Origin of the sequence: Pontibacter kalidii (assembly GCF_026278245.1) — a bacterium.
Taxonomy (GTDB): domain Bacteria; phylum Bacteroidota; class Bacteroidia; order Cytophagales; family Hymenobacteraceae; genus Pontibacter; species Pontibacter kalidii.
The window spans coordinates 1,473,802-1,493,294 of the sequence record NZ_CP111079.1; the positions used below are offsets into that span (position 1 = coordinate 1,473,802).

18 protein-coding genes are annotated in these 19,493 nt (G+C 55.4%); 5 read left to right on the top strand and 13 right to left on the bottom strand.

Annotated elements, in window-relative coordinates; translation table 11 throughout:
* Positions 1-181: 181 nt before the first annotated feature.
* The gene (locus tag OH144_RS06300) at positions 182-1,240 is read left to right on the top strand and encodes an o-succinylbenzoate synthase (RefSeq protein WP_266205453.1); all 1,059 of its coding nucleotides are present in this window, start codon (positions 182-184) and stop codon (positions 1,238-1,240) included.
* A 63-nt stretch (positions 1,241-1,303) separates the two neighbouring features.
* Here the strand turns inward: OH144_RS06300 and OH144_RS06305 are convergent, their stop codons facing one another.
* Positions 1,304-3,088: a chloride channel protein gene (locus OH144_RS06305; RefSeq protein ID WP_266205454.1), complete on the bottom strand. Its 1,785-nt coding sequence runs from the start codon at positions 3,086-3,088 to the stop codon at positions 1,304-1,306.
* Between the two features lie 201 nt (positions 3,089-3,289).
* On the opposite strand from OH144_RS06305, the gene OH144_RS06310 reads away from it, so the two are divergent.
* A complete protein-coding gene (locus tag OH144_RS06310) occupies positions 3,290-4,123 on the top strand; it encodes a metallophosphoesterase (protein ID WP_266205455.1) in 834 nt (277 codons plus the stop codon).
* Here OH144_RS06310 and mnhG read toward each other — a convergent pair.
* From mnhG to mbhE, 7 genes are all read right to left on the bottom strand, one after another.
* Positions 4,077-4,526: a monovalent cation/H(+) antiporter subunit G gene (mnhG, locus tag OH144_RS06315; protein WP_266205456.1), complete on the bottom strand. Its 450-nt coding sequence runs from the start codon at positions 4,524-4,526 to the stop codon at positions 4,077-4,079. The genes OH144_RS06310 and mnhG overlap by 47 nt on opposite strands.
* Positions 4,527-4,529: 3 nt before the next feature.
* Entirely contained in the window at positions 4,530-4,799 is a 270-nt protein-coding gene (locus OH144_RS06320) for a monovalent cation/H+ antiporter complex subunit F (protein WP_266205457.1), read from the bottom strand.
* Positions 4,796-5,293 carry a Na+/H+ antiporter subunit E gene (locus OH144_RS06325; protein ID WP_266205458.1) on the bottom strand — a complete coding sequence of 166 codons (498 nt, stop codon included), beginning with the start codon at positions 5,291-5,293 and terminating at the stop codon, positions 4,796-4,798. Before OH144_RS06325 ends, OH144_RS06320 begins: the two co-directional genes overlap by 4 nt.
* 10 nt (positions 5,294-5,303) lie before the next feature.
* Positions 5,304-6,830 (bottom strand): proton-conducting transporter transmembrane domain-containing protein, encoded by a 1,527-nt coding sequence (locus OH144_RS06330; protein ID WP_266205459.1) that lies wholly within the window; start codon positions 6,828-6,830, stop codon positions 5,304-5,306.
* Between the two features lie 85 nt (positions 6,831-6,915).
* Positions 6,916-7,269, bottom strand: a complete 354-nt coding sequence (locus OH144_RS06335; RefSeq protein ID WP_266205460.1) for a Na+/H+ antiporter subunit C — start codon at positions 7,267-7,269, stop codon at positions 6,916-6,918.
* A gap of 6 nt (positions 7,270-7,275) precedes the next feature.
* Positions 7,276-7,818 carry an MnhB domain-containing protein gene (locus OH144_RS06340; RefSeq protein WP_266205461.1) on the bottom strand — a complete coding sequence of 181 codons (543 nt, stop codon included), beginning with the start codon at positions 7,816-7,818 and terminating at the stop codon, positions 7,276-7,278.
* Complete coding sequence (gene mbhE, locus OH144_RS06345) at positions 7,815-10,121, bottom strand: hydrogen gas-evolving membrane-bound hydrogenase subunit E (RefSeq protein ID WP_266205462.1); 2,307 nt, start codon at positions 10,119-10,121, stop codon at positions 7,815-7,817. The genes OH144_RS06340 and mbhE overlap by 4 nt, the downstream gene beginning before the upstream one ends.
* 150 nt (positions 10,122-10,271) lie before the next feature.
* Here mbhE and OH144_RS06350 point away from each other — a divergent pair, with 150 nt between their 5' ends.
* Positions 10,272-11,195, top strand: a complete 924-nt coding sequence (locus tag OH144_RS06350) for a universal stress protein (RefSeq protein WP_266205463.1) — start codon at positions 10,272-10,274, stop codon at positions 11,193-11,195.
* 261 nt (positions 11,196-11,456) lie between these two features.
* Here the strand turns inward: OH144_RS06350 and nhaA are convergent, their stop codons facing one another.
* The 4 genes from nhaA to OH144_RS06370 form a co-directional block, all read right to left on the bottom strand.
* A complete protein-coding gene (gene nhaA, locus OH144_RS06355) occupies positions 11,457-12,821 on the bottom strand; it encodes a Na+/H+ antiporter NhaA (protein ID WP_266205464.1) in 1,365 nt (454 codons plus the stop codon).
* 181 nt (positions 12,822-13,002) lie between these two features.
* Positions 13,003-14,076: an alanine/ornithine racemase family PLP-dependent enzyme gene (locus OH144_RS06360; protein ID WP_266205465.1), complete on the bottom strand. Its 1,074-nt coding sequence runs from the start codon at positions 14,074-14,076 to the stop codon at positions 13,003-13,005.
* 1 nt (position 14,077) lies between these two features.
* On the bottom strand, positions 14,078-14,530 hold the full coding sequence (locus tag OH144_RS06365) for a GNAT family N-acetyltransferase (protein ID WP_266205466.1): 453 nt from the start codon (positions 14,528-14,530) through the stop codon (positions 14,078-14,080).
* Complete coding sequence (locus OH144_RS06370) at positions 14,470-16,209, bottom strand: sodium:solute symporter family protein (RefSeq protein ID WP_266205467.1); 1,740 nt, start codon at positions 16,207-16,209, stop codon at positions 14,470-14,472. Before OH144_RS06370 ends, OH144_RS06365 begins: the two co-directional genes overlap by 61 nt.
* Before the next feature lie 441 nt (positions 16,210-16,650).
* Between OH144_RS06370 and OH144_RS06375 the strand changes: the two genes are divergently transcribed.
* A complete protein-coding gene (locus OH144_RS06375; protein WP_266205468.1) occupies positions 16,651-17,907 on the top strand; it encodes a retropepsin-like aspartic protease in 1,257 nt (418 codons plus the stop codon).
* A 2-nt stretch (positions 17,908-17,909) separates the two neighbouring features.
* On the opposite strand, the gene OH144_RS06380 is transcribed toward OH144_RS06375, so the two are convergent.
* Complete coding sequence (locus OH144_RS06380; RefSeq protein ID WP_266205469.1) at positions 17,910-18,206, bottom strand: hypothetical protein; 297 nt, start codon at positions 18,204-18,206, stop codon at positions 17,910-17,912.
* Positions 18,207-18,782: 576 nt separating this feature from the next.
* On the opposite strand from OH144_RS06380, the gene OH144_RS06385 reads away from it, so the two are divergent.
* Complete coding sequence (locus tag OH144_RS06385) at positions 18,783-19,472, top strand: GNAT family N-acetyltransferase (protein ID WP_266205470.1); 690 nt, start codon at positions 18,783-18,785, stop codon at positions 19,470-19,472.
* The last annotated feature ends 21 nt before the right edge of the window (positions 19,473-19,493 follow it).

Sequence of the window (19,493 nt, forward strand, 5' to 3'; positions counted from 1 at the left end):
GGTTTTTGATGCGGAATGATGTGTGGGCATAAATGGATTAGGCTGCTAAGAAGGTCGTCCTTCATATGTTTGCGTCAGTACAACAGCTGCAGGCCAAATCTTTCATAGTGGTTCTTTGTTGTTCATTTACGGTAAATCCCGTGATTATGGTTTATCTTACCCCCTTAAACAGCACCATAACATGAACCTGCAACTAAGCTTTTCCCCGCATACGCTACAGTTTAAGTTCGATGCCCGCACCAGCCGCGGCGCCATATCGGAGCACAAAGTATACTTTGTCAAGGTGTGGGACGCACAAACGTCAGAAGTACATGGCACCGGCGAGTGCGCTCCCCTGGCAGGGCTAAGTATAGATTTCCGACCCGAGATAGCACACAAGCTCCAGCAGGTAGCCGAGCTGGTGAATAACCGGCAGGTGGAGTTTGGTATGGAGGCAGAATTGCCGCAGGAATTGGGGCTGCAGGAGTGGCCCGCGCTGCGCTTCGCGCTGGAAACTGCGCTGTTGGATCTGGGAAACGGCGGCAAGGGCCTGCTCTACGACAATGCCTTCAGCCGTGGTGAGGAGGGCATCCCGATAAACGGACTGGTGTGGATGGGCGACCGGAGCTTTATGCAGCAGCAGATAGCGCAGAAGCTGGAGTCGGGGTATACATGCCTGAAGCTGAAGATCGGCAGCCTGGACTTTACCACAGAGCTGGAGATTTTGCAAAGTATAAGAGAGGTAGCAGGGGCGGACCGCCTGACGGTGCGCGTGGATGCCAACGGCGCCTTCTCGCCACAGGAGGCATTTAAAAAGCTGGAGCGCCTGGCAAAGTATGAACTACATTCTATCGAGCAACCTATAAAGCAGGGCCAGCTGCAGGAGATGGCGCAGCTCTGCGCCTACACGCCCCTGCCCATCGCCCTGGACGAGGAGTTGATCGGGGTGCAGGAGCCGCAGGCAAAAGCGGCCTTGCTGGAACGTATAAAGCCGCAGTACATTATCCTGAAGCCAACTTTGGTGGGAGGCCTGGCCGCCAGCGCCGAGTGGATACGCATGGCCGGGGAGCTTGGGATCGGCTGGTGGATGACCTCCGCGCTTGAATCCAACATCGGCCTCAACGCGATTGCCCAGTTCACGGCGCAGTATGGCATCACCCTACCCCAGGGGCTGGGAACCGGGCAACTCTACCACAACAACATCCCCTCACCGCTGCAGATCAGGCATGGGGAGCTGTGGCGGAAAGGGAAATCTCAATGAGAGAAGGAGTTTAGGAGTGAATAGTATCTATCTAAAGTCATTCGCTCATCCGCTCCTTCAAAATTAATTCACATTCGTCGTCTTGATCAGCAGCTTTCTATATTTGGTGAAGATGCTGGATTTGGAGACAAAGCCAAGATAAATGCCACCCTGTAGCACGGGCAGGTTCCAGGCGCCGGACTCATCGAATTTCTTCATCACGTCGGCCATGCTATCATCGTACTGCACAATGGCGGGCGGCTTGATCATCAGCTCCTTTACCTTCACCGTGTCATACTTCTCCGTCTTGAACATGATCTCGCGCACGTTCTCCAGCAGGATCACGCCGTCCAGTCTGCCGTCTGCTGTTACCACCGGGAAGAGGTTACGGCGCGAATGGGCGATCACCTCCACGAACTCGCCTAGTGTGGCCTCGGGCGAAATCGGTTGAAAGTCCGTCTCGATGAGGTGCTGTATCTTCATGATGCGCAGGATTGTGCGGTCCTTGTTGTGGGTGAGCAGTTGGCCTTTCTGCGCCAGTTTCTTCGTATCGAGGGAATAAGGCTCAAAATACTTTACCAAGGCAAACGAGCTGGCCGCCACTATCATCAGCGGGATCATCAAGGTATAGCCTCCCGTTATCTCCGCGATCAGGAAGACGGCGGTAAGCGGGGCGTGCATCACCCCGCTCAGTATGCCGGCCATGCCCACCATCGAGAAGCTACTGGTGGGCAGGTTGCTGATGTGGAGCATGTTGATGATGCGCGAGAAAAAATAACCCGTACTGGCCCCCACAAACATCGACGGGGCAAAGTTGCCGCCGTTACCGCCCGAGGCGATGGTGATGGTGGTGGCAAAGACTTTTACCAGCGCCAGCGCCCCCACAAAGCTTAGTAAAAGCCACTCGTTGGTGCCGAAAAAAGCCAGCCAACTGTCCTGCAGCAGCAGTTGCGCCTGCCCGCGCTCCAGCAGCCGGATGCTGTCGTACCCCTCCCCGAAGAGTGGCGGGAACAGCATGATGAGCAGGCCCAGCAAAGCTCCTCCGATGATGGCGCGTTTAAAGGCGGAGGCCCGGTAATCTTCGAAAATTTCCTCCACACGCAACGCCATCCGGGTGTAGTACACCGAGACCATTCCGCAAAGTATGCCCAGCAGCACATAAAACGGCACATGCTCTGCGGCAAAAAATTCGGTTTTGCTGATGTTGAAGAGGATGTCTTCCTCCAGGATGATTTTGGAGCTGAGGGCACCTACCACCGCCGCGATGATTAACGGGATAAAGGCGGAGATGCTGATGTCGGTCAGCAGCACCTCAATGGCGAACAGCACACCGGCAATGGGCGCGTTGAACACGGCGGCGATACCGGCAGCGGCTCCTGAGGCCAGCAGCAGGGTGCGGTCGCGGTAGTTGAGGTGGTACTCGCGGCCATAGTTGGAGCCAATGGCGGAGCCCGTGACCACGATGGGCGACTCCAGGCCAGCCGATCCGCCAAAGCCGGCCGTAACGGCGCTGGTCAACACATGCGAGAACATTTTGTGCCGCTCCACCAGGCTTGATTTCTGTGAGATATTGAACAGAATATTTGCCGTGCCGCGCCCGATGCTACCCTTAAAGAATACCCTGACGATAAGCACGGTGAGCAGGATGCCTATGAATGGGAACACCACAAGCCAGTAAGGTTGGTCGAGCAGGCGGTTGCCGTAGGCCAGCAACAGCTGTATATAGTGCACCAGCGACTTCAGGATGACCGCAGCCACGCCGGCCGTCAGGCCCACCAGTACGCTCGAGATAAGCATGAACTCGCGGTCGGAGGTATGGCGGCGCAGCCACAGCAGCGGTATTTTAGATTTTTTGTAGGAAGAGGGCATTATGTGCGGAACTACCTGAAAGTGTTTGGTCTATATCCCTGCAAAAGTAGGAAGACCCGTAGCGAAGGCCAATTTATTTTTGCACTCTTTTAATCAGGCCTTTTTTGAAAAATGTTTGCCCGGGGCTAACCTCAGGCGGGCTTTCGCTGTTAATATAGAGGCGCTGCTTACAGCGCGTATGTTTAACGTAACAAAGTGTGTATGGGCAAAGGGGTGGATCATCCTTTTTTTAATCTAGAACTTACGGAGGAGCATGGGCCTTTCCATGTGATAGGGGATGTGCATGGCTGCTTTAACGAGCTGATGGAGCTACTACGGCAATTGGGCTACCAGGTGCATTTTGATAAGGTGGAGTCCAAGTATGAGGTGGTGCCACCCATGGGAGCCAAAGCTGTTTTTGTAGGCGACCTGGTAGACCGCGGACCTAACTCGCCAGAGGTATTGCGCCTGGTGATGGACATGGCGGAGCAGGGGATCGCCTACTGCGTAAGCGGGAACCATGATGACAAGCTGCTGCGCCTGCTGCTGGGCCGCAACGTGCAGGTAAGGCACGGGCTGGAGCTGACAAAGGCGCAGCTGGAGTCGTACGACGCGGTGTTCCGGGAGCGGGTAAAGCATTTCTTGAGCACTTTGCCGCACCATGTGATACTGGACGAGGGGCGGCTGGTTGTCGCGCATGCCGGGCTGGAGGAGCGCCTTCACGGACGCAACACCAAAGGCGTACGGGAGCTCTGCCTCTACGGCCCCACCACCGGCGAAACTGACGACAAAGGGCTGCCTATCCGCCTGGACTGGGCCGCTGAATATTGCGGGAAAGCGATCGTGGTATACGGCCATACACCGGTGCACGAGCCAAGCTGGCGCAACAATACCATTAACATTGATACCGGTTGCGTGTTCGGGGGGCGGCTGACGGCGCTAACTTATCCCGACCATATCCTTACCTCCGTGGAGTCGCACCATACGTATGCCGAGTCTGTCAGGCCGTTTATACGTTATCACCAGCAGCATCACCCATCTCCTTCTCCATCTTAGCCTTCTCCTCCAGATACTTATCGTGGCTAACCAGCTGCTCCAGGTGCGCTTTTACCAGGTATGCCTTAAACTCCTCCAGGTTGGTCTTCTCCCAGAACGGAATCCTGTTCTGCACGGCGGTGCGCCCTATTACGTGGGCTGCCACAGGTGCCGTTATGGAAGTGAACACGATGATGGCCAGCACTTTCAGCAGCACGCCGGGCTGGTTAAAGTAAATCGCCATGCCCATCATGATCAGGCCTACACCCAACGTGGAGCCCTTGGTAATAGCGGACATGCGGATGTAAAAGTCGGGGAAGCGCAGCAGCCCTATGGAGGCGATGAGCATGAATCCCACGCCCACAAGTATAAACACGCAGCTTATAATCTCCTTTACCAGTACCCAGTCTATACTTTCTTCCATCGTTTATTTTGTTATCCTCATGATGTAATACGCAAACGAGATGGATCCCAGGAACCCGAACAGCGACAGGATCATGGCCACGTCTATAAAATCCTCGTTGCGGGTAAGCTCCGTGTAGATCACAATGATGCCGATCACGTTGGCCACAAACAGGTCGAAGGCCGTTACACGGTCGGGCAGGGTGGGGCCAATGGCAAAACGGATGGCAGTGAGCAGCAGGCAGACGCTCAGCATGATCATGGCAATAATTAGCGTTATATGGAAAAAGCTCATGCGGTCAGTTCTAAGATCATTCGTTCGAAACCATTCTTAATATGCAGTTTCAGCTGCTCTACGTCGCCATGCTTCAGGTATAACGTATGCACATACAACGTTTTGCGGTCTTCGCTCACGTCCAGACTGATCGTGCCGGGCGTCAGCCCGATGATGTTTGCCAGAATGGAAATCTCCAGATCGGTTTGGGCTTTGAGGGGAAACGCCATCACCGTTGGCTGCAAGCGGTAGTTCGGCGTCATGATGTCATAAGCGATTCTCAGGTTGGCTATGAGAAGCTCCTTTAAGAAGAACAGGATAAAGTATACCAGCTTCGGTACTTTCCGGAAGTAGGAGCGGCGGTAAAAGTACGAGCTCAGCCAGAGCAAGAGGAACAGCACCATGAACAGCAGGGTCGTGCTCAGGGCGGTGTAGGGCACCTGCGGGTCGGGGTACTGAAAGTAAACGTACACCACCATGGCCGCCAGCACAATATGTAGGAGAAGTAGCTTCATGACTGAGCAATCATTTTACTTTGTTATTAGAGAGTACTGTATTTGTATACGTATCGATGTGCAGCAGCCCGTCTGCCGCCCGCTCCGAGAGCCGCACCAGCGGCCGTGCATACAGACCTATAAAAAGTATAAAAGCCAGCAGCAGCACAATGGGCAGGTACAGCTGCCAGAGCCGGATCGGGTTAACAGGCGCCATAATAGTGTCTTTTTTGACGGCCAACGGCCTGGGTTTCCAGAAAACCTCGTTCCAGATCTTGGTCATGGAGAAGAGGGTGATGAGGCTGACGCAGAGCGAAACACCCACCAAGGTATAGTTACCAGCTTCCAGGCCAGCCCGGGCCAGCATCAGCTTGCCCCAAAAGCCGGAGAGCGGCGGCGTGCCCGCCAGGCTAAGGGCCGAGAGCAGGAACAGGACCGACAGCACCGGCTGCAGCAGGTACACGCCCCCCAGTTTTTTGAGTGAGAAAGTGCGGTAACGCTGCGCCACCACCCCGCTGATCAGGAACAGGTTGGTCTTTACGAAGATGTTATGGATGATGAAGAAGATGCTTCCGGCAATAGCCAACGGCGTGTAAATGGCAAGCCCCATCAGCATGTACCCAATCTGGCTGATGATGTGGAAGGAGAGAATCTTCTTAAAATCGGTCTGGGCCGCCGCGCCAATAACCCCGATCAGCATAGTGAAGCCGGCAAGCAGGGCCAGCAGCGGGAGCACAAACCCCAGGTCGCTGATGAAGAGGAGCGTGAACAGCCTGATCAGCGTATACATGCCTACCTTGGTGATAAGCCCGGCAATAAATGAGGAGATAGCGATCGGCGGCGTGTGGTAGGAGGCAGGCAGCCAGAAAAAAAGCGGGAAAATAGCGGCTTTCACGCCGAAGCCAACCAGGAAAAAGACGCTGGCCATACTTAGCAGAGGCAGGTTGGGGTGCTCCGGCTGCCGCACCAGCAGGGCCAGTTCTGCCAGGTTCAGCGAGCCGAAGAGGCTGTAGGTGATGCCCACCCCTGAGAGCAGCAGCCCCGATGCCAGGAAATTGATCGTCACATACTTGATGGCCCCCTCCAGTTGCCCTTTACTGCCGCCCAGGCTCAGCAGCGCAAAACAGCAGATCAGCAGCACCTCGAACCACACGTACAGGTTGAACAGGTCACCGGTAAGGCAAACGCCGCTCACGCCCATCTGTAGCAGCAGCAGCAACGGGTAATAGCCAAAGCGCCTGCGCGTTACATCCAGCCCCTGCAGGGAGAAGAGGTACACCGACAGGCCGATCACGGCGGCAGCTACCAGCATCAGCGCGCTGAAAACATCTGCTGCCAGGGTGATGCCGTAGGGGGCGGGCCAGTTACCCACCTGGGTAGCGATCACTTCCTGCGCCAGCACCCGCTGCATCAGAAACACCGTAGATAGCAGCCACACCATCTGCGCCAACCCAGCCATTACAGCCATCCACTGCTCCCGCTGCCAGAATGCCAGGCAAAGCAGGGCACCATAAAGCGGAATCAGCAAAGGCAATACGAGCAATAAGTCTGATGGCATAAAGTGTGGTTAGCGTAATAATTCTGTTGCGTAAACGCAGGGGCGTTTCGGAAGGATGCCTTCCGGATAAAGGCGGCGGCACTGCCTACTGCGCCTCATTCTCTTTCTGAAGCTCGTCGAGGTTGTTAGATTTAAAGGTCATGTATACCCGGCGGATGAGCACGATGGAGAAAGCCTGTATCCCGAAGCCGATCACGATGGCGGTGAGCAGGAGCGCCTGCGGCACCGGGTCGGCGTAGGGCTCGGTAGCAATGGTGTGCTCCTCGTTAATGATGGCGCTGCCGCCCCGGCTAAGCCCCCCGATCACGAACAGGAACAGGTTGGTGGCCAGCCCGAAAAGGATGAGGCCCAGTATCACCTTGAACAGGTGCCGGTGCAGGATAAAGTATAAACCCACGGCAAAGAGCGTTCCTACCATCAACGGAAGCAGCGTTTCCATTCTTCTCTATTCTTTAGACATTGTAAAAACCATTTTCAGGACCATGCCGAGCACCAGCAGGTACACCCCGGCATCGAACAGGGTCGGGGTGCCCAGCGTCCCGATAATCGGGAGCTTCCCCTCCAACCAAATGGCGGACATATAAGGCTTTCCCTGCAGGAGCCCCAGCACCCCACTGGTGGCTGCCATGAACAAGCCCAGGGCCATCATGTACGCCGGCCTTACCCGGATGATGTAGTAGCGCCAATTGGAAGGGGTTACTTCCTCAGACCTCCTCCAGGTATTGGCGCGCACCAGATCCCACATATACTGGGGCGTGTCATGCTCCGGCTGCTTGCCCTGGCTGTAGACTCTCATCCGGAAGTAAGTGTTCACGGTGCGGTCGGAGCCATGCGCCAATGCGTGGAACACGAAGGCGATCGAGCCGATCAGACCACCAATAAACCCGCCGCCCGGATGGTTGTGCCCCCGGAACAGGATGTAGACCGAGAAGAGCAGGAAGAGCGGCGTGAGGTAGCGTATGGCCGTGGCGAAGATGATGGTTCTCATGGTTTGCCTCCTTTCTCCGGGTTAAGGCGCAGCAGCGAGAAGATGCCGAGCGCCGCCACAGCCAGCACCGTGATCTCCCCCAGCGTGTCCAGCCCCCTGAAGTCTACTAAGATCACGTTGACAATGTTGCGGCCGTGTGCCTCCAGGTAACTGGCCTTGCCATAGTATTCCTTTAGCTCTGAGTCGACGGCCTGCTGCTGCACCAGCAGCATTACGTAGGTCATCAGTGCCCCGAAAACAACGGAGATGGCAATGAACTTATACTTCATGAACTGGTGCGAGAGGTAGATGAAGGCCGGCAGCTTGTGCAGCAGCAGTACAAAGATCACCACCGTCAGCGTTTCGATGAGGAACTGTGTGGCAGCCACATCAGGCGCTCCGAAAAGGATGTAGAACAGGGCGGCAGAGTACCCGATCAAACCCATCACCACAATGGAGGTGAGCCTTGACCGGGTGCCCAGCAGGTACACCAGCGCCGAGATGACCAGGAACAGCACCACCAGCTCATACAGCCGTACCTCGTGCAGCTGGTAGACCCTTTCTCTGAAATCAATCCCCGGGGTGTCGCGCCAGAGTACGTAGAGCAGCAGACCACAGAAAAAGAACATGATATACATCACGTAACTGCGCAGGCGCCCGTCCTGAAGCCAGAGTATGAAAGACTTTGAGCCGTGCAGGAATTGCTCGAAAAGCCTGTGGTAGATAGCGTTGGGGCCAAAACGGTACAGGGGCTGCAGCGCCGTGGCGCGGTACCGCAGCCTGGGCAAGTACAGGTACAGGGCCAAGCCAAGCAGCAGCGTGAGGATGCTCAGCCCCAGCACCGGCGTGAAGCCATGCCACAGGCTCAGTTTGAGTTCCAGCGTAGGGTCAGCGGAGATCGCCCGCACGCCCTGCTGCAGCAGCGTCAGCGGTACCGAGCTAACCAGCAGCCCCAGCAGCAGTCCTCCAGTGGCCAAAACCAGCGGCGGGAAGTATAACCGGAAGCTGGCATGGGGGGGCACCTGGTTTTTTTTCTCCCCTTTGCGCCAGAAGATCCGGTAGCCCATGAGAATGGCCACAGCTACAAAGGCCACACCTGTTACCAAACTTATCCCCAGCATGAGGTAATTCTCCAGGGAGGCCTCATAAAGCAGCTCCTTGCCCACAAAGCCCAGGAACGGTATAACGCCGGCCATGGAGAGCCCTGCCAGCGATGCCGCCGTGCCGGTGTACCTCATCTGTTTGCCCAGGCTGTGGAGCTTGTTCAGGTCGCGGGTGCCGGTACTGTGGTCGACGCCGCCGGCTACCAGGAATAGCGTGCCTTTGTAGAGGGCATGTGCCAGCAAAAAAACCAGCATCCCCTTGATGGCCTCATCCGTGCCGATGCCCAGCATGGTTACCAGCAGCCCCAGCGCACTGATGGTTGTGTAGGCAAGTATAGCTTTCAGATCTGTGTGCTGCAGCGCCAGTATAGCCCCCAGCAGGGCCGTAATGCCGCCTGCCGCCATCAGTGAGAATTGCCATACATCCGGGCCCGAAAGAACCGGGGAGAGCCTGGCCAGCAGGAAAATTCCGGCCTTCACCATGGTGGCCGAGTGCAGGTACGCACTCACTGGGGTAGGGGCCGCCATGGCGTTGGGCAACCAGAAATGGAAGGGGAACTGCGCCGACTTGGTGAAGCATCCAATAAGGATGAGGATGACTGCTGGCAGGTAGAACGGGTGCCCCAGCACCTCGGGCCGCTGCTCGAGCAACCCGCTGAACGTATAGCTGCCCGCCGCCAGGCTGATCAGTATCAGGCCGGCCATCAGGGCCAGGCCACCAAGGCCGGTTACCAGCAACGCCTGCCACGCCGCCACCCGCGCCTCTTTCTCGGCTTGCTTATACCCGATAAGCAGGTAAGAGCTGATGCTGGTAAGTTCCCAGAATAGAAATAGCCCGAAGATGTTATCCGAGGTTACCAGCCCCAGCATGGCTGTCATGAACAGGGTGAGGTAAAGGTAGAAGCGGCCCAGCAGCGGGTCCCCCTCCAGGTAGCCGCTGGCGTAGAACATCACCAGCGCCCCGAAGAAGGAAATGAGCAGCGCGAACAGCAGGCTCAGCCCATCGAGCCGGAACTGCAGGTTAACGCCAAGCTCAGGCACCCAGGCGTACTGCTGCACCACCGCCTGCCCCTGCAGCACCTCTGGCATCAAGGAGAGGTACAAACCGAGAAGCAGCAGCGGCACCAACACCATCGGTACTGCCACCCAACGCCCCAGAAGCCGGTGCAGCAGGGGGGCGACGGCAGCCATGAAGAGACCCAAAAGGATGGCGTACAGCATGAGATTCGGGTTTTTGAATATGTTTTGTGTCTGTTGACGTATGAAGTATAAGCATACTTACCAGGAAGCGCCTATAATGTTACAGATAAGGGCTGGCTCAGGCTGGTATTGTATGCTTTTTGCGAACTACAACCAACAACGATTACTACTATGAATAGAATCAACCGACTGATGGTGGGGCTCGACCTCACTGCCATGGACGACTCCATGGTGCACTACGCAGCCTTTATTAGCCGGGAACTGCATATAGGAACCGTATACTTCATCCATGTGGAGAAAAGCCTGGAGGTGCCAAGTGAACTGCTGCATGGCCTGGAGCGCTCGGGGCTGCCGGCCGATGAGGGCATCCGGGAGATGATCATGACAAAGGTAGGGCCTGCCTTCCAGCAGCTGCCGCAGGTGCATGTAGAGGTGCTGGTGGAGGAGGGGACACCTTTAAAGGAGCTGTTGCACTGGGCCAAGGTAAAAGAGATAGACCTGCTGCTGATGGGCCGGAAGCTGCGCCTGCGTGGCACAGGCGTGCTGGCCCAGAAAGTGCTGCGCACCGGCAGGATAAGCGTGCTGTTTGTGCCGGAGAACACTGAGCCGAGGCTACGTAACGTGGTGGTGAGCACCGACTTCTCGGACTACAGTGTAATGGCCGTGGAGCGCGTGTTGCAGGTGGCCAACGAGAAGACGGACATCCGGGTGGTGCTGCTGCACGCATACCAGGTGCCTACCGGTTACCGCACCCTGGGCATGAGTTACGAATCTTTTGATGAGCGCATGCGTGGTTTTGCCCAGGGGAAGTATGAAAAGCTGACCCAGCGCTTCCCGCAAATGGGCGGCAGGACGGAGCTTGCGCTGGTGCGCCAGGAGGACGAAGACGATATCGGGGAGCTGGTGGTGGTGGAGGCTAAACGTAACCGTGCCGACCTGCTCGTGATCGGGGCAAAGGGTATGTCGGCGGCGGCGCTTTTTGTGCTGGGCAGCGTAACTGAGAAGATCCTGCGCCATGACCTGGATATACCGTTGCTGGTATTTAAGAAGAAGGATGAAGACATGGGCTTTCTGGATGCTTTGCTGTCCCCTTAATCTCCAACTTATAAGGAATATGTCCAAACAGCCTGTCTTGAATCCAAGGCAGGCTGTTTGGTTTAGTCACGAATATACTTGCTGCTGCTTTCCGGCTATACTTGCGGGCTGCTGATTATTCGTTTTAGGCACCTATGGTGTTAAACTAATTTATTTTTCAGGCCTCGCAACCGCATAAAGGGGAAGGTACAGCAGGGGGGAGACGTGAATACAGAACAGACTCCCTCCCTTCTGTTCACCCAGATCATCCAGCAACAGAAGTTATACATTCACATCATCCATCATTGCCTTCCTGCCAGAAAAACGAAGTAGCAGGTAGGCCACTACACCCGCCACCACAGAAGCGCAAAGTATGGCCAGCTTCGCCAGTGGCAGTATGGTTGACCCGGCGAAGGCCAGATTGGCGATAAAGATAGACATGGTAAAGCCCACGCCACCCAACAGGCCTACGCCAAACAACTGCATCCAGCTAAAAGCCTTTGGTTTGGCGGCTATACCCGTGGCGGAGGCCAACCAGGCAAAGAAAAGAATCCCGAGCGGCTTACCCAGCACCAGGCCAAGTATGATGCCCAGCGGAACGGAAGCAGTTAAGCTGTTCACCAGATCGGCGTTGATAAAAATGCCCGCGTTCGCCAGCGCAAAAATGGGCATGATCAGGAAAGCGACGAAGGGGTGGAGCGAGTGCTCCAGGCGATGCATCGGCGAGAGCGCTTCCTCGCAGTTGGCCTCGATGGTGTAGACAGCGCCCTGGTAGGCTTCGCGACTTGGCCTTTGGTCCGGGTCACTTGTTTCAGCCAGGTGCGAGGTATGAAGGTCCTCCACGATCTCGCCGGTACTCGTTATAAACTCCTGCTCCGTGATTTTAGAGCGGCCCGGAATGGTGATGGCTAGCAGTATACCGGCAATGGTAGCATGCACCCCGGACAGCAGGAAGGCCACCCACATCACCACGCCTGCTAGCGAATAGATCCAGATGTTGCGCATTTTAAGGGCATTGCCCACCAGCAGCAGCCCGAACAACAGGAAACCGACCCAGAGGCTCAGGAAATTAACTTCAGCAGTATAAAACAGCGCAATCACCAGCACAGCTCCGATGTCATCCACGATGGCGTAGGCGATGAGGAAAAGCTTGAGCGATAGCGGCGCGTGCCGGCCCAGCAGTGTCAGTATGCCCAAAGCAAAGGCGATATCGGTGGCCATGGGGATGCCCCAGCCGGAAATGCCCTCTCCGCCCAGGTTCAGGAGCACGAAAAAGCCTGCCGGAACCAGCATACCGCCTAGCGCCGCCATCACCGGAAAAGCGGCCGTTCGGAAAGAGGAGAGCTCGCCCACCATCACTTCACGCTTTATCTCCAGCCCCACCACGAAGAAGAAAATGGCCATCAGGCCGTCGTTTATCCAAAGGATGGCAGCTTTGGTTAAACCATAATCTCCTAAAGCAATAGTGAAAGGTGTATTCCATACTTGCTCATAAGTTTCCGCCCAGGGGGAATTGGCCCAGGCAAGGGCCACAAGGGTGACGAACAGCAAAAGTATGCCGCTGAAGGACTCCGCCCGGATAAAATCCAGGAGCGGGTAAATGATGCGGTGGTATAGCTTCGGTTTGGTGGTAGCGGTCTCGTTCAAAGCAGGGAGGCGTTAGTTATACTTGTTGATTAAGACGTTACAGGCAATATAAATGTTGTGTGATGCCTTGTCGGGGGCTGTGGGGCATGGCGCTGATCGGATTGGCCAAATGTATAAAATGCCGGAAGCCACTGCTTAAAGTAGGAGCAGCGGCCTCCGGCAAGAGTGAAAGCGACGCAATCTATCGTACGACTTCCTTCTCGATGTAGCGCGAATTGAGCACGCTCAGGGCACCCATGTAGCGCAGGTTAAAGCGCAGCACATCGCCTACCTTAAAGTTCTGCGCATTCTCGCCCAGCTCTACGATCAGCATGTCTGAGCTGGCCCCGATCACGCTGATGTTCTCTTCCTTCGGAATCAGGAACTTGGGGTTGATGTCGAGCAGGCCCACATCGAGTATGGCGCGGTGCGAGGTTTTGCCGTAGAGGCTCTCATCCACCTCAAAGCTCTCGCCGCTGGGGTTCTCGGCCAGTACCCCGCTCGGGATCATCGGTTTCTCGGTGAGCTCAATAATCTCTGTCACCAGCTCAAACACGTCGTCGTGCATCCCTTCAAAGGTCTCGTTGGTAAACAGGTTCAGGCCAAAGAACAGCGCCTCGCCAATGCGGAAGTGGTTCACGCCCTTTGGCAGCAGGTGGTTGAAGAGCAAGGGAATGGTAACCGAGGTGCCTCCCGACACCCACTGGATCTCGCGGTTAAACTTGGCCTCGATGATCTGCTTGTACAGGCACAGCTGTATGAGCTTGTCCTGCGTGGGCATAACGCCGTGCAGGCAGTTAAAATTGGCGCCCAGCCCGATCACCGAGATGCCGGGCAGCTCAAACACACTCTCGTAAAAATCTACCAGTTCTTCGCCCATCACGCCCTCCCGCAGGTCGCCCATCTCGATCATGATGATGATCTTGTGCAGCTTTTGCTGCCGCACCGCCTCCTCCGAGAGCAGCCGGATAATCTCCAGCTCCGTCTGAAAGCTCACGTCGGCGTATTGGATGATGTCCGGTATACTTTGCTTGGGGGCCGGCTTGATGTACACGGTCTGTACACTGGGGTCCATCCGTTTGATTACTTTAAGGTTTGTCACCCGCGAGTCGTGCACCTCTTTCACGCCCAGGGCCAGCACCTCTTTTAGGAATTTCTCGTGGCCACACAGCAGTTTGGTGACAATGCCCCAGTCGATGCCGTGCTCCCGGAAAACCTCATCGAGGTGGTTGTAGTTGTGTTGTAGTTTGTTGTGGTACAGCTTCAGAACTGCCATATTATCTCGTTAGTCTATACTCCAAATACTTATTTGAGAAACCAAGCTTCTCGTACAGGTGACGTGCCGGGTTCTGCGGCTCCACGTGTAGCGCAATGCTGCCCTGGGTGTTGTCTATAGCCAGTTGCACCAGTCCTTTGCCCACGCCTTTTCCGCGCGTGCTGCCGTGCACCGCCACGTACACCAATATGTTTTCGGGTATATAGCCGCTCATGCCGGTGTTGTTCAGGATCAGGGCGCCCACTACGTGGTCGTTCTCACGGGCTACCAACACCGATCCGCCTTTGCCTTCCGCTTCCGAAAGGGCATATTCCATACATTTGGCAATATCCTCCCGCTTGTCGCCATACTCATCCAGGTGCTCAAAAAGGAAATCGAGCACTTCGTCCTGGTTCAGGGCTGCGTGGTTTGCCGGAGTATAGTATTGGTAGCTGATGCCGTTGTTGTTTGCCATGGTGTGTTGTTCTTTTTGTCAGGATACAAAAATGTTAGTGTGATGTAAACTATAAGCGAGGCCGTCAGGCCAAACAGGTTCGGGTCGAGGTGAAAGGGCAGGGCAAATGTGAGGCCCAGCCACGAGATATGTACGATGCTGTGGGCAGAAAGTGTTCGCTGCACCAACTCGCGCAGCTCAAACCCGCTTAAGCTCAGCCAGCTCTGGCTCACCTCAGACGGAAAGTAGGGGTGTAAGGTATGGGCCAGGCCGGTGAGGTCGGCATCCGGGGCGGGAGAGGCCAGGGTGCTTACCTGGAGCGTGACCGTTACCACGCCGCCGATCAGCATAGCCCAGAACGCAGCCACGCTGCTGCGCCTTTTCCAGAACAGCGCCCCCAGCACCGGCACAAACAGCCCCGACACCATAAAGGCGTAGGAGTAGAGCATCAGGTCAAGCACATTGGTCATCATCGTGGCCAGCCATAGCGCAAAGCAGCCCACCAGCAGCGTCACCAACTGCGAGAGCCGCAATGTTTTGGGGGAGTCCGGGTCGATCTTGAAGAAGTGGCTCAGCACATCCGTCACAATGTTTCCCGACGAAGCCATCAGGCAGCTGTCGGCGGTGGAAAGGATGGCAGAGAAGTAGGCCGACAGCATCAGGCCCATCAAACCCACCGGCAGCACTGTGCGCAGCAGCATCGGCAGTCCGGACTCAGGGTCCAGCACGGCACCGGCGCCCAGGGCATCGAACATCCCCTGCTCGGCGGCCACCCTCGAGAGCATGCCCAGCCCAACGCCCATGAACGCCATAATAGGCCATTCGAAAAGCCCGGCGATGAACCAGGCGCGCCTGGCCGTTTTCTCATCCCGGCAGGCATATATGCGCTGGTATAGCGTCATGCCCACAAACCAGATCGGGATGATGGTGATGCCCCAGTTTACGATCTGCTGCCAGGTGATGCTGGTCAGGCTCAGAAACTCAGGCGGGAGGGTGGCCCGAATAGCCGCCATACTTCTGCCTCCCTGCTCGGCCAGGTAAGTGGGGCTAAGGAGACGGGAGAAGTCAAGTGTTTCTATACCTCCCACAGCCAGGAAAGACACCGGTATGCCGATAAAGATGAGCCCGCCCATCAGGATGATCCACTGGATGGTATCGGTGTAAATAACAGCCTTCATGCCACCCATCACAGTATACACCACGGCTATGATGCCCATGATCAGCAGGGCTGTGTTCAGGTCGAGGTTGATGAAGGTGCCGCTGGCCAGTTTGGCGCCCGCCAGGATTTGGGAGCTGGTGAAGCCGGTGTAGCCAATGGCCGAGATAATGCCCGCCAGCAGCGCCACCCGCGCGTTAAAGTAATAGCCGAAGATCTGCGGGAAGGTGAAGAAATTGGCAAAAGCCGGGTTGCTCTTTACTTTCGGGATTAGGAAAACCGCCGCCAGCCAGGCCCCCAGCAAACCCGTGAACAGCATCCAGGAGCCCGAGAGGCCCATGGCAAAGCCAAGACCGCCCAGTCCGATGGAGAAGCCGCCGCCCACGTCTGTGGCTACCACCGACAGGCCGATGTGGCTGCTGCTCATGCTCCGCCCACCCACATAATAATCCTCGGCCCCTTTGTTTTTCCGCAGGAAGTAGAAACCCACCCCCAGCATGGCTACCATGTATAGCACGAAAATAGAAAGGTCGATGTAGTGCATGTATTAGAAAAGTATAAGTTTATGCTATAGTGTCAGATGAGGTGATACCTTAAGGTACTATTTTTTTGAGCCAAATTCACGTGAAAATGGCTAAAAGCGCCTGAGGTAAGCCTTGCCTATAGTTTTTTGGGATGGGATTTATGCAAATCAGTTGATGCAGGGCCGTGGGAGGAAAGGATGCAGGTATAGCCGGTAAGCTATACTTTATTAGCTGAGTTCAATTCTGCGGGAAGCAGGGGATGGAAGTCTTTCTGAGCCTGCAAGCCTGGAATTAGCTGGCGGGGAGGGAGCCCATCTCACCTACCGTTGTACCTTCGCCTGCGCCTTAGGAAATAAAGTCGTAACATCTTATACTTCAGGGAGTAAAGCCATCCCCGCTTTGCGGACTTAACCGTATAATAAGGAAATGAACGGAAGGTTTTACAAACCAATCTCCAGCCTATGAGAAAAGCCGGTTTCTTTGCGATTTTCCTAACCTGCCTGTTTCTCTTGATGCCCGCTACCAAGGTACAGGCGCAGCAACCGGAGCAGCCCGATACGGTTTACTTTACCTCGAACCGTAGCAAGATTGTGTTGCCCTTCAAATTGGTGCACAACCTCATCGTGCTTCCGGTGCGGATCAACAACTCCCGGCCCCTCAACTTCATCCTGGATTCCGGGGTGCGCAACACACTGATCACGCAGTTGTATTTTTCTGACTCCCTTGACCTGAACGAGTTCAACCGGATCAAGATCAGGGGCTTGGGGGAGGGCTACACCGTGGAGGCGCTGCACAGTACCGGCAACAACATGTACATGCCCGGGGTGAGGGGCGATAACCATACGGTGTATGTGCTGCTGGAGGATGTCTTTGACCTTTCCATGCGGATGGGGATGCCCGTGCACGGCATCATCGGCTACGATATCTTCAAGAACTTTATCGTGAAGATAAACTATAGCAGCGAGACCATAACCCTCTACAGGCCTGATGTTAAGTTAAAGAAGAAACGAAGGGCGGAGGAATACCCCCTGCACATCGAGGATTCTAAACCCTACCTGTATGGCTCGGTGAGGCAGCACAATGGCGATTCGCTGGACGTGAAGCTGATCGTGGATACTGGCGCCAGCCACAGCCTCTCGCTTTACCTGCCCACCAACGAGCGACTGACGCTACCCCCAAAGGTGATGCAGGCCTACCTGGGCAGGGGCCTGGGGGGGGATATAAATGGTAAAATAGGGAGACTGGAGGGCTTCAGCCTGGGCAAGTATAAACTGGAGAACCTGACCGCCTCTTACCCTGACGAGGAGGCGGTGAAGCTGGCACTCAACATTGCCGGCCGTAACGGAAACCTGGGGTCCGCCATCCTCAAACGCTTCACGGTCATCTTCGATTACCCGCACCAGCGCATCACACTCCTCCCTAACCGCAGGTTTAAGGAGCCCTTCAACTATAACATGGCAGGGTTTGAGATCAGCACGCCGCTGCCAGGGGCCAATTTTTACGTGGTTTCCAATGTGGTGGAGGACTCACCGGCTAAGATGGTGGGCATGCAGCCGGGCGACCAGATCCTACTCATAAACGGCAGAGACTGTCAGGAACTGCAGCTGCAGGAGCTGCTGAACATGCTCGACAGCAAGCCCGGGCGTAAGCTTAAGCTTCGGCTAAAGCGGGAGCAGCAGATCATAAATGTGGACTTTGTCCTGCAGAGCCGCATCTGAGTTTATAGCGCTGCGGCCGCTCCCGGCTGCTGGAGGTCCAGGAAGATCTGGAAGATAAGCAGCAGCACGGCAAATACGATGAGCAGGATGGCGGCATAGGTGCGCACCCTGGGGATTGGCTTCACATATTCGTTCCCCCGCTCATCCACACCGGTAAACCGGAGGTCCGAAAGTATAAGCCCGTTGCCAAAGCTCAACCAGATAGCCGCCATCAGCGCATCCCGGGTAAAGAACAGCGACACCAGGCCGATGGCCGAGAAGAGGATACCAATGATAACTCTGATAGAGAGGTTTTTCATGCCAGCAACGTTTAAGTGCGTCTAACCCGCAGGGGCTATTGCGGCCGCAATTTACATTTTTTGCCTTAGAAGTATGGCGCCCGAACTTTAATAGCGTTCCGAATGTATAGAGGGAGCAGCTTTTAAAGTATAGGATTGTTGTTAATGTCTGCTGAAGTATAAATTTTTAAACAATCTTACGCCGTTAGTTGCAATTGCCATTTCTATTACGAAACATTTGCATTGCTAATTAGGGTATAACAACGACCCACTATTCTCTAGAAACGAAATGAAAAAAAAGGCGCTTTTATCATCTGACATGATAAAACACTCTCCAGACACGGTGGGTGCGACTTTTTCTGCCTTTTCCGAAAGGGTAGTTTTGAGGGCTATCAATCCTGCGGTCCGCTACAGGCGGTAGCCTGCGTTTTTCCCGACTGCCTATGCGGTAGTCATCCATCCACAATTTTCCTGCATCACGTTTTATGGCTTTCCGGCTTTTGCCCGTTTTGCCGATGCATTTATTTAATTCCGGTTTAATTTTTTAAAGCTGAATGAGCTGTGCTCCCTGGCAGCATGGCTATAGTTTAGATAAGAATGGATCAACCTGCATTCATCGTGACGGTTGCCCAAGGGCAACATATTATCCATGCGCTGCAAATCTGCACCGAGATGGAGTCTTCGGCTAAGGCGCGCGGCACCGGCATTGCCAAGCGCTCCCCGGATTACATTGCCCAGAAAATGCTGGAAGGAAAAGCCGTGATCGCGCTGCACCCCGATGGCAGCTGGGCCGGTTTCTGCTACATCGAAACCTGGGGCCACGGCAAGTATGTGGCCAACTCGGGCCTGATCGTGTCGCCGGAGCTGCGCAAGAGCGGGCTGGCGCGCCAGATCAAGAAGAAGATATTCGAGCTGTCGCGCACCAAGTATCCCGATGCCAAGATCTTCGGCCTGACCACGGCCCTGGCCGTGATGCGCATCAACTCCAGCCTCGGCTACACGCCTGTTACGTATTCCGAGCTGACCGACGATGAGGAGTTCTGGAAGGGCTGCCGCAGCTGCGTAAACTTCGAGATCCTGCAGAGCAAGAACCGCACAAACTGCCTCTGCACCGCCATGCTCTATGATCCGACCAAAGAGAAGGATTTTATGGCCCTGCCGGTGGTGGAGAAAAAGCCCGCGCCCAAGCAAAGTAGTGTGAACGAGCGCTGGTTGCGCCACCGCCAGAAGCCAGGACAGCAGCAGTCGGGTCTTCATAACCCTGAAATGAGCACTCTAAAAGTATAAATTCGCATCATCAGCAAGTAT

Excerpts from the sequence above, each read along its gene's own strand:
- OH144_RS06300 (WP_266205453.1), top strand. The coding sequence starts at position 182 with ATGAACCTGCAACTAAGCTTTTCCCCGCATACGCTACAGTTTAAGTTC.
- OH144_RS06305 (WP_266205454.1), bottom strand. The coding sequence starts at position 3,088 with ATGCCCTCTTCCTACAAAAAATCTAAAATACCGCTGCTGTGGCTGCGC.
- OH144_RS06310 (WP_266205455.1), top strand. The coding sequence starts at position 3,290 with ATGGGCAAAGGGGTGGATCATCCTTTTTTTAATCTAGAACTTACGGAG.
- mnhG (WP_266205456.1), bottom strand. The coding sequence starts at position 4,526 with ATGGAAGAAAGTATAGACTGGGTACTGGTAAAGGAGATTATAAGCTGC.
- OH144_RS06320 (WP_266205457.1), bottom strand. The coding sequence starts at position 4,799 with ATGAGCTTTTTCCATATAACGCTAATTATTGCCATGATCATGCTGAGC.
- OH144_RS06325 (WP_266205458.1), bottom strand. The coding sequence starts at position 5,293 with ATGAAGCTACTTCTCCTACATATTGTGCTGGCGGCCATGGTGGTGTAC.
- OH144_RS06330 (WP_266205459.1), bottom strand. The coding sequence starts at position 6,830 with ATGCCATCAGACTTATTGCTCGTATTGCCTTTGCTGATTCCGCTTTAT.
- OH144_RS06335 (WP_266205460.1), bottom strand. The coding sequence starts at position 7,269 with ATGGAAACGCTGCTTCCGTTGATGGTAGGAACGCTCTTTGCCGTGGGT.
- OH144_RS06340 (WP_266205461.1), bottom strand. The coding sequence starts at position 7,818 with ATGAGAACCATCATCTTCGCCACGGCCATACGCTACCTCACGCCGCTC.
- mbhE (WP_266205462.1), bottom strand. The coding sequence starts at position 10,121 with ATGCTGTACGCCATCCTTTTGGGTCTCTTCATGGCTGCCGTCGCCCCC.
- OH144_RS06350 (WP_266205463.1), top strand. The coding sequence starts at position 10,272 with ATGAATAGAATCAACCGACTGATGGTGGGGCTCGACCTCACTGCCATG.
- OH144_RS06360 (WP_266205465.1), bottom strand. The coding sequence starts at position 14,076 with ATGGCAGTTCTGAAGCTGTACCACAACAAACTACAACACAACTACAAC.
- OH144_RS06365 (WP_266205466.1), bottom strand. The coding sequence starts at position 14,530 with ATGGCAAACAACAACGGCATCAGCTACCAATACTATACTCCGGCAAAC.
- OH144_RS06370 (WP_266205467.1), bottom strand. The coding sequence starts at position 16,209 with ATGCACTACATCGACCTTTCTATTTTCGTGCTATACATGGTAGCCATG.
- OH144_RS06375 (WP_266205468.1), top strand. The coding sequence starts at position 16,651 with ATGAGAAAAGCCGGTTTCTTTGCGATTTTCCTAACCTGCCTGTTTCTC.
- OH144_RS06380 (WP_266205469.1), bottom strand. The coding sequence starts at position 18,206 with ATGAAAAACCTCTCTATCAGAGTTATCATTGGTATCCTCTTCTCGGCC.
- OH144_RS06385 (WP_266205470.1), top strand. The coding sequence starts at position 18,783 with ATGGATCAACCTGCATTCATCGTGACGGTTGCCCAAGGGCAACATATT.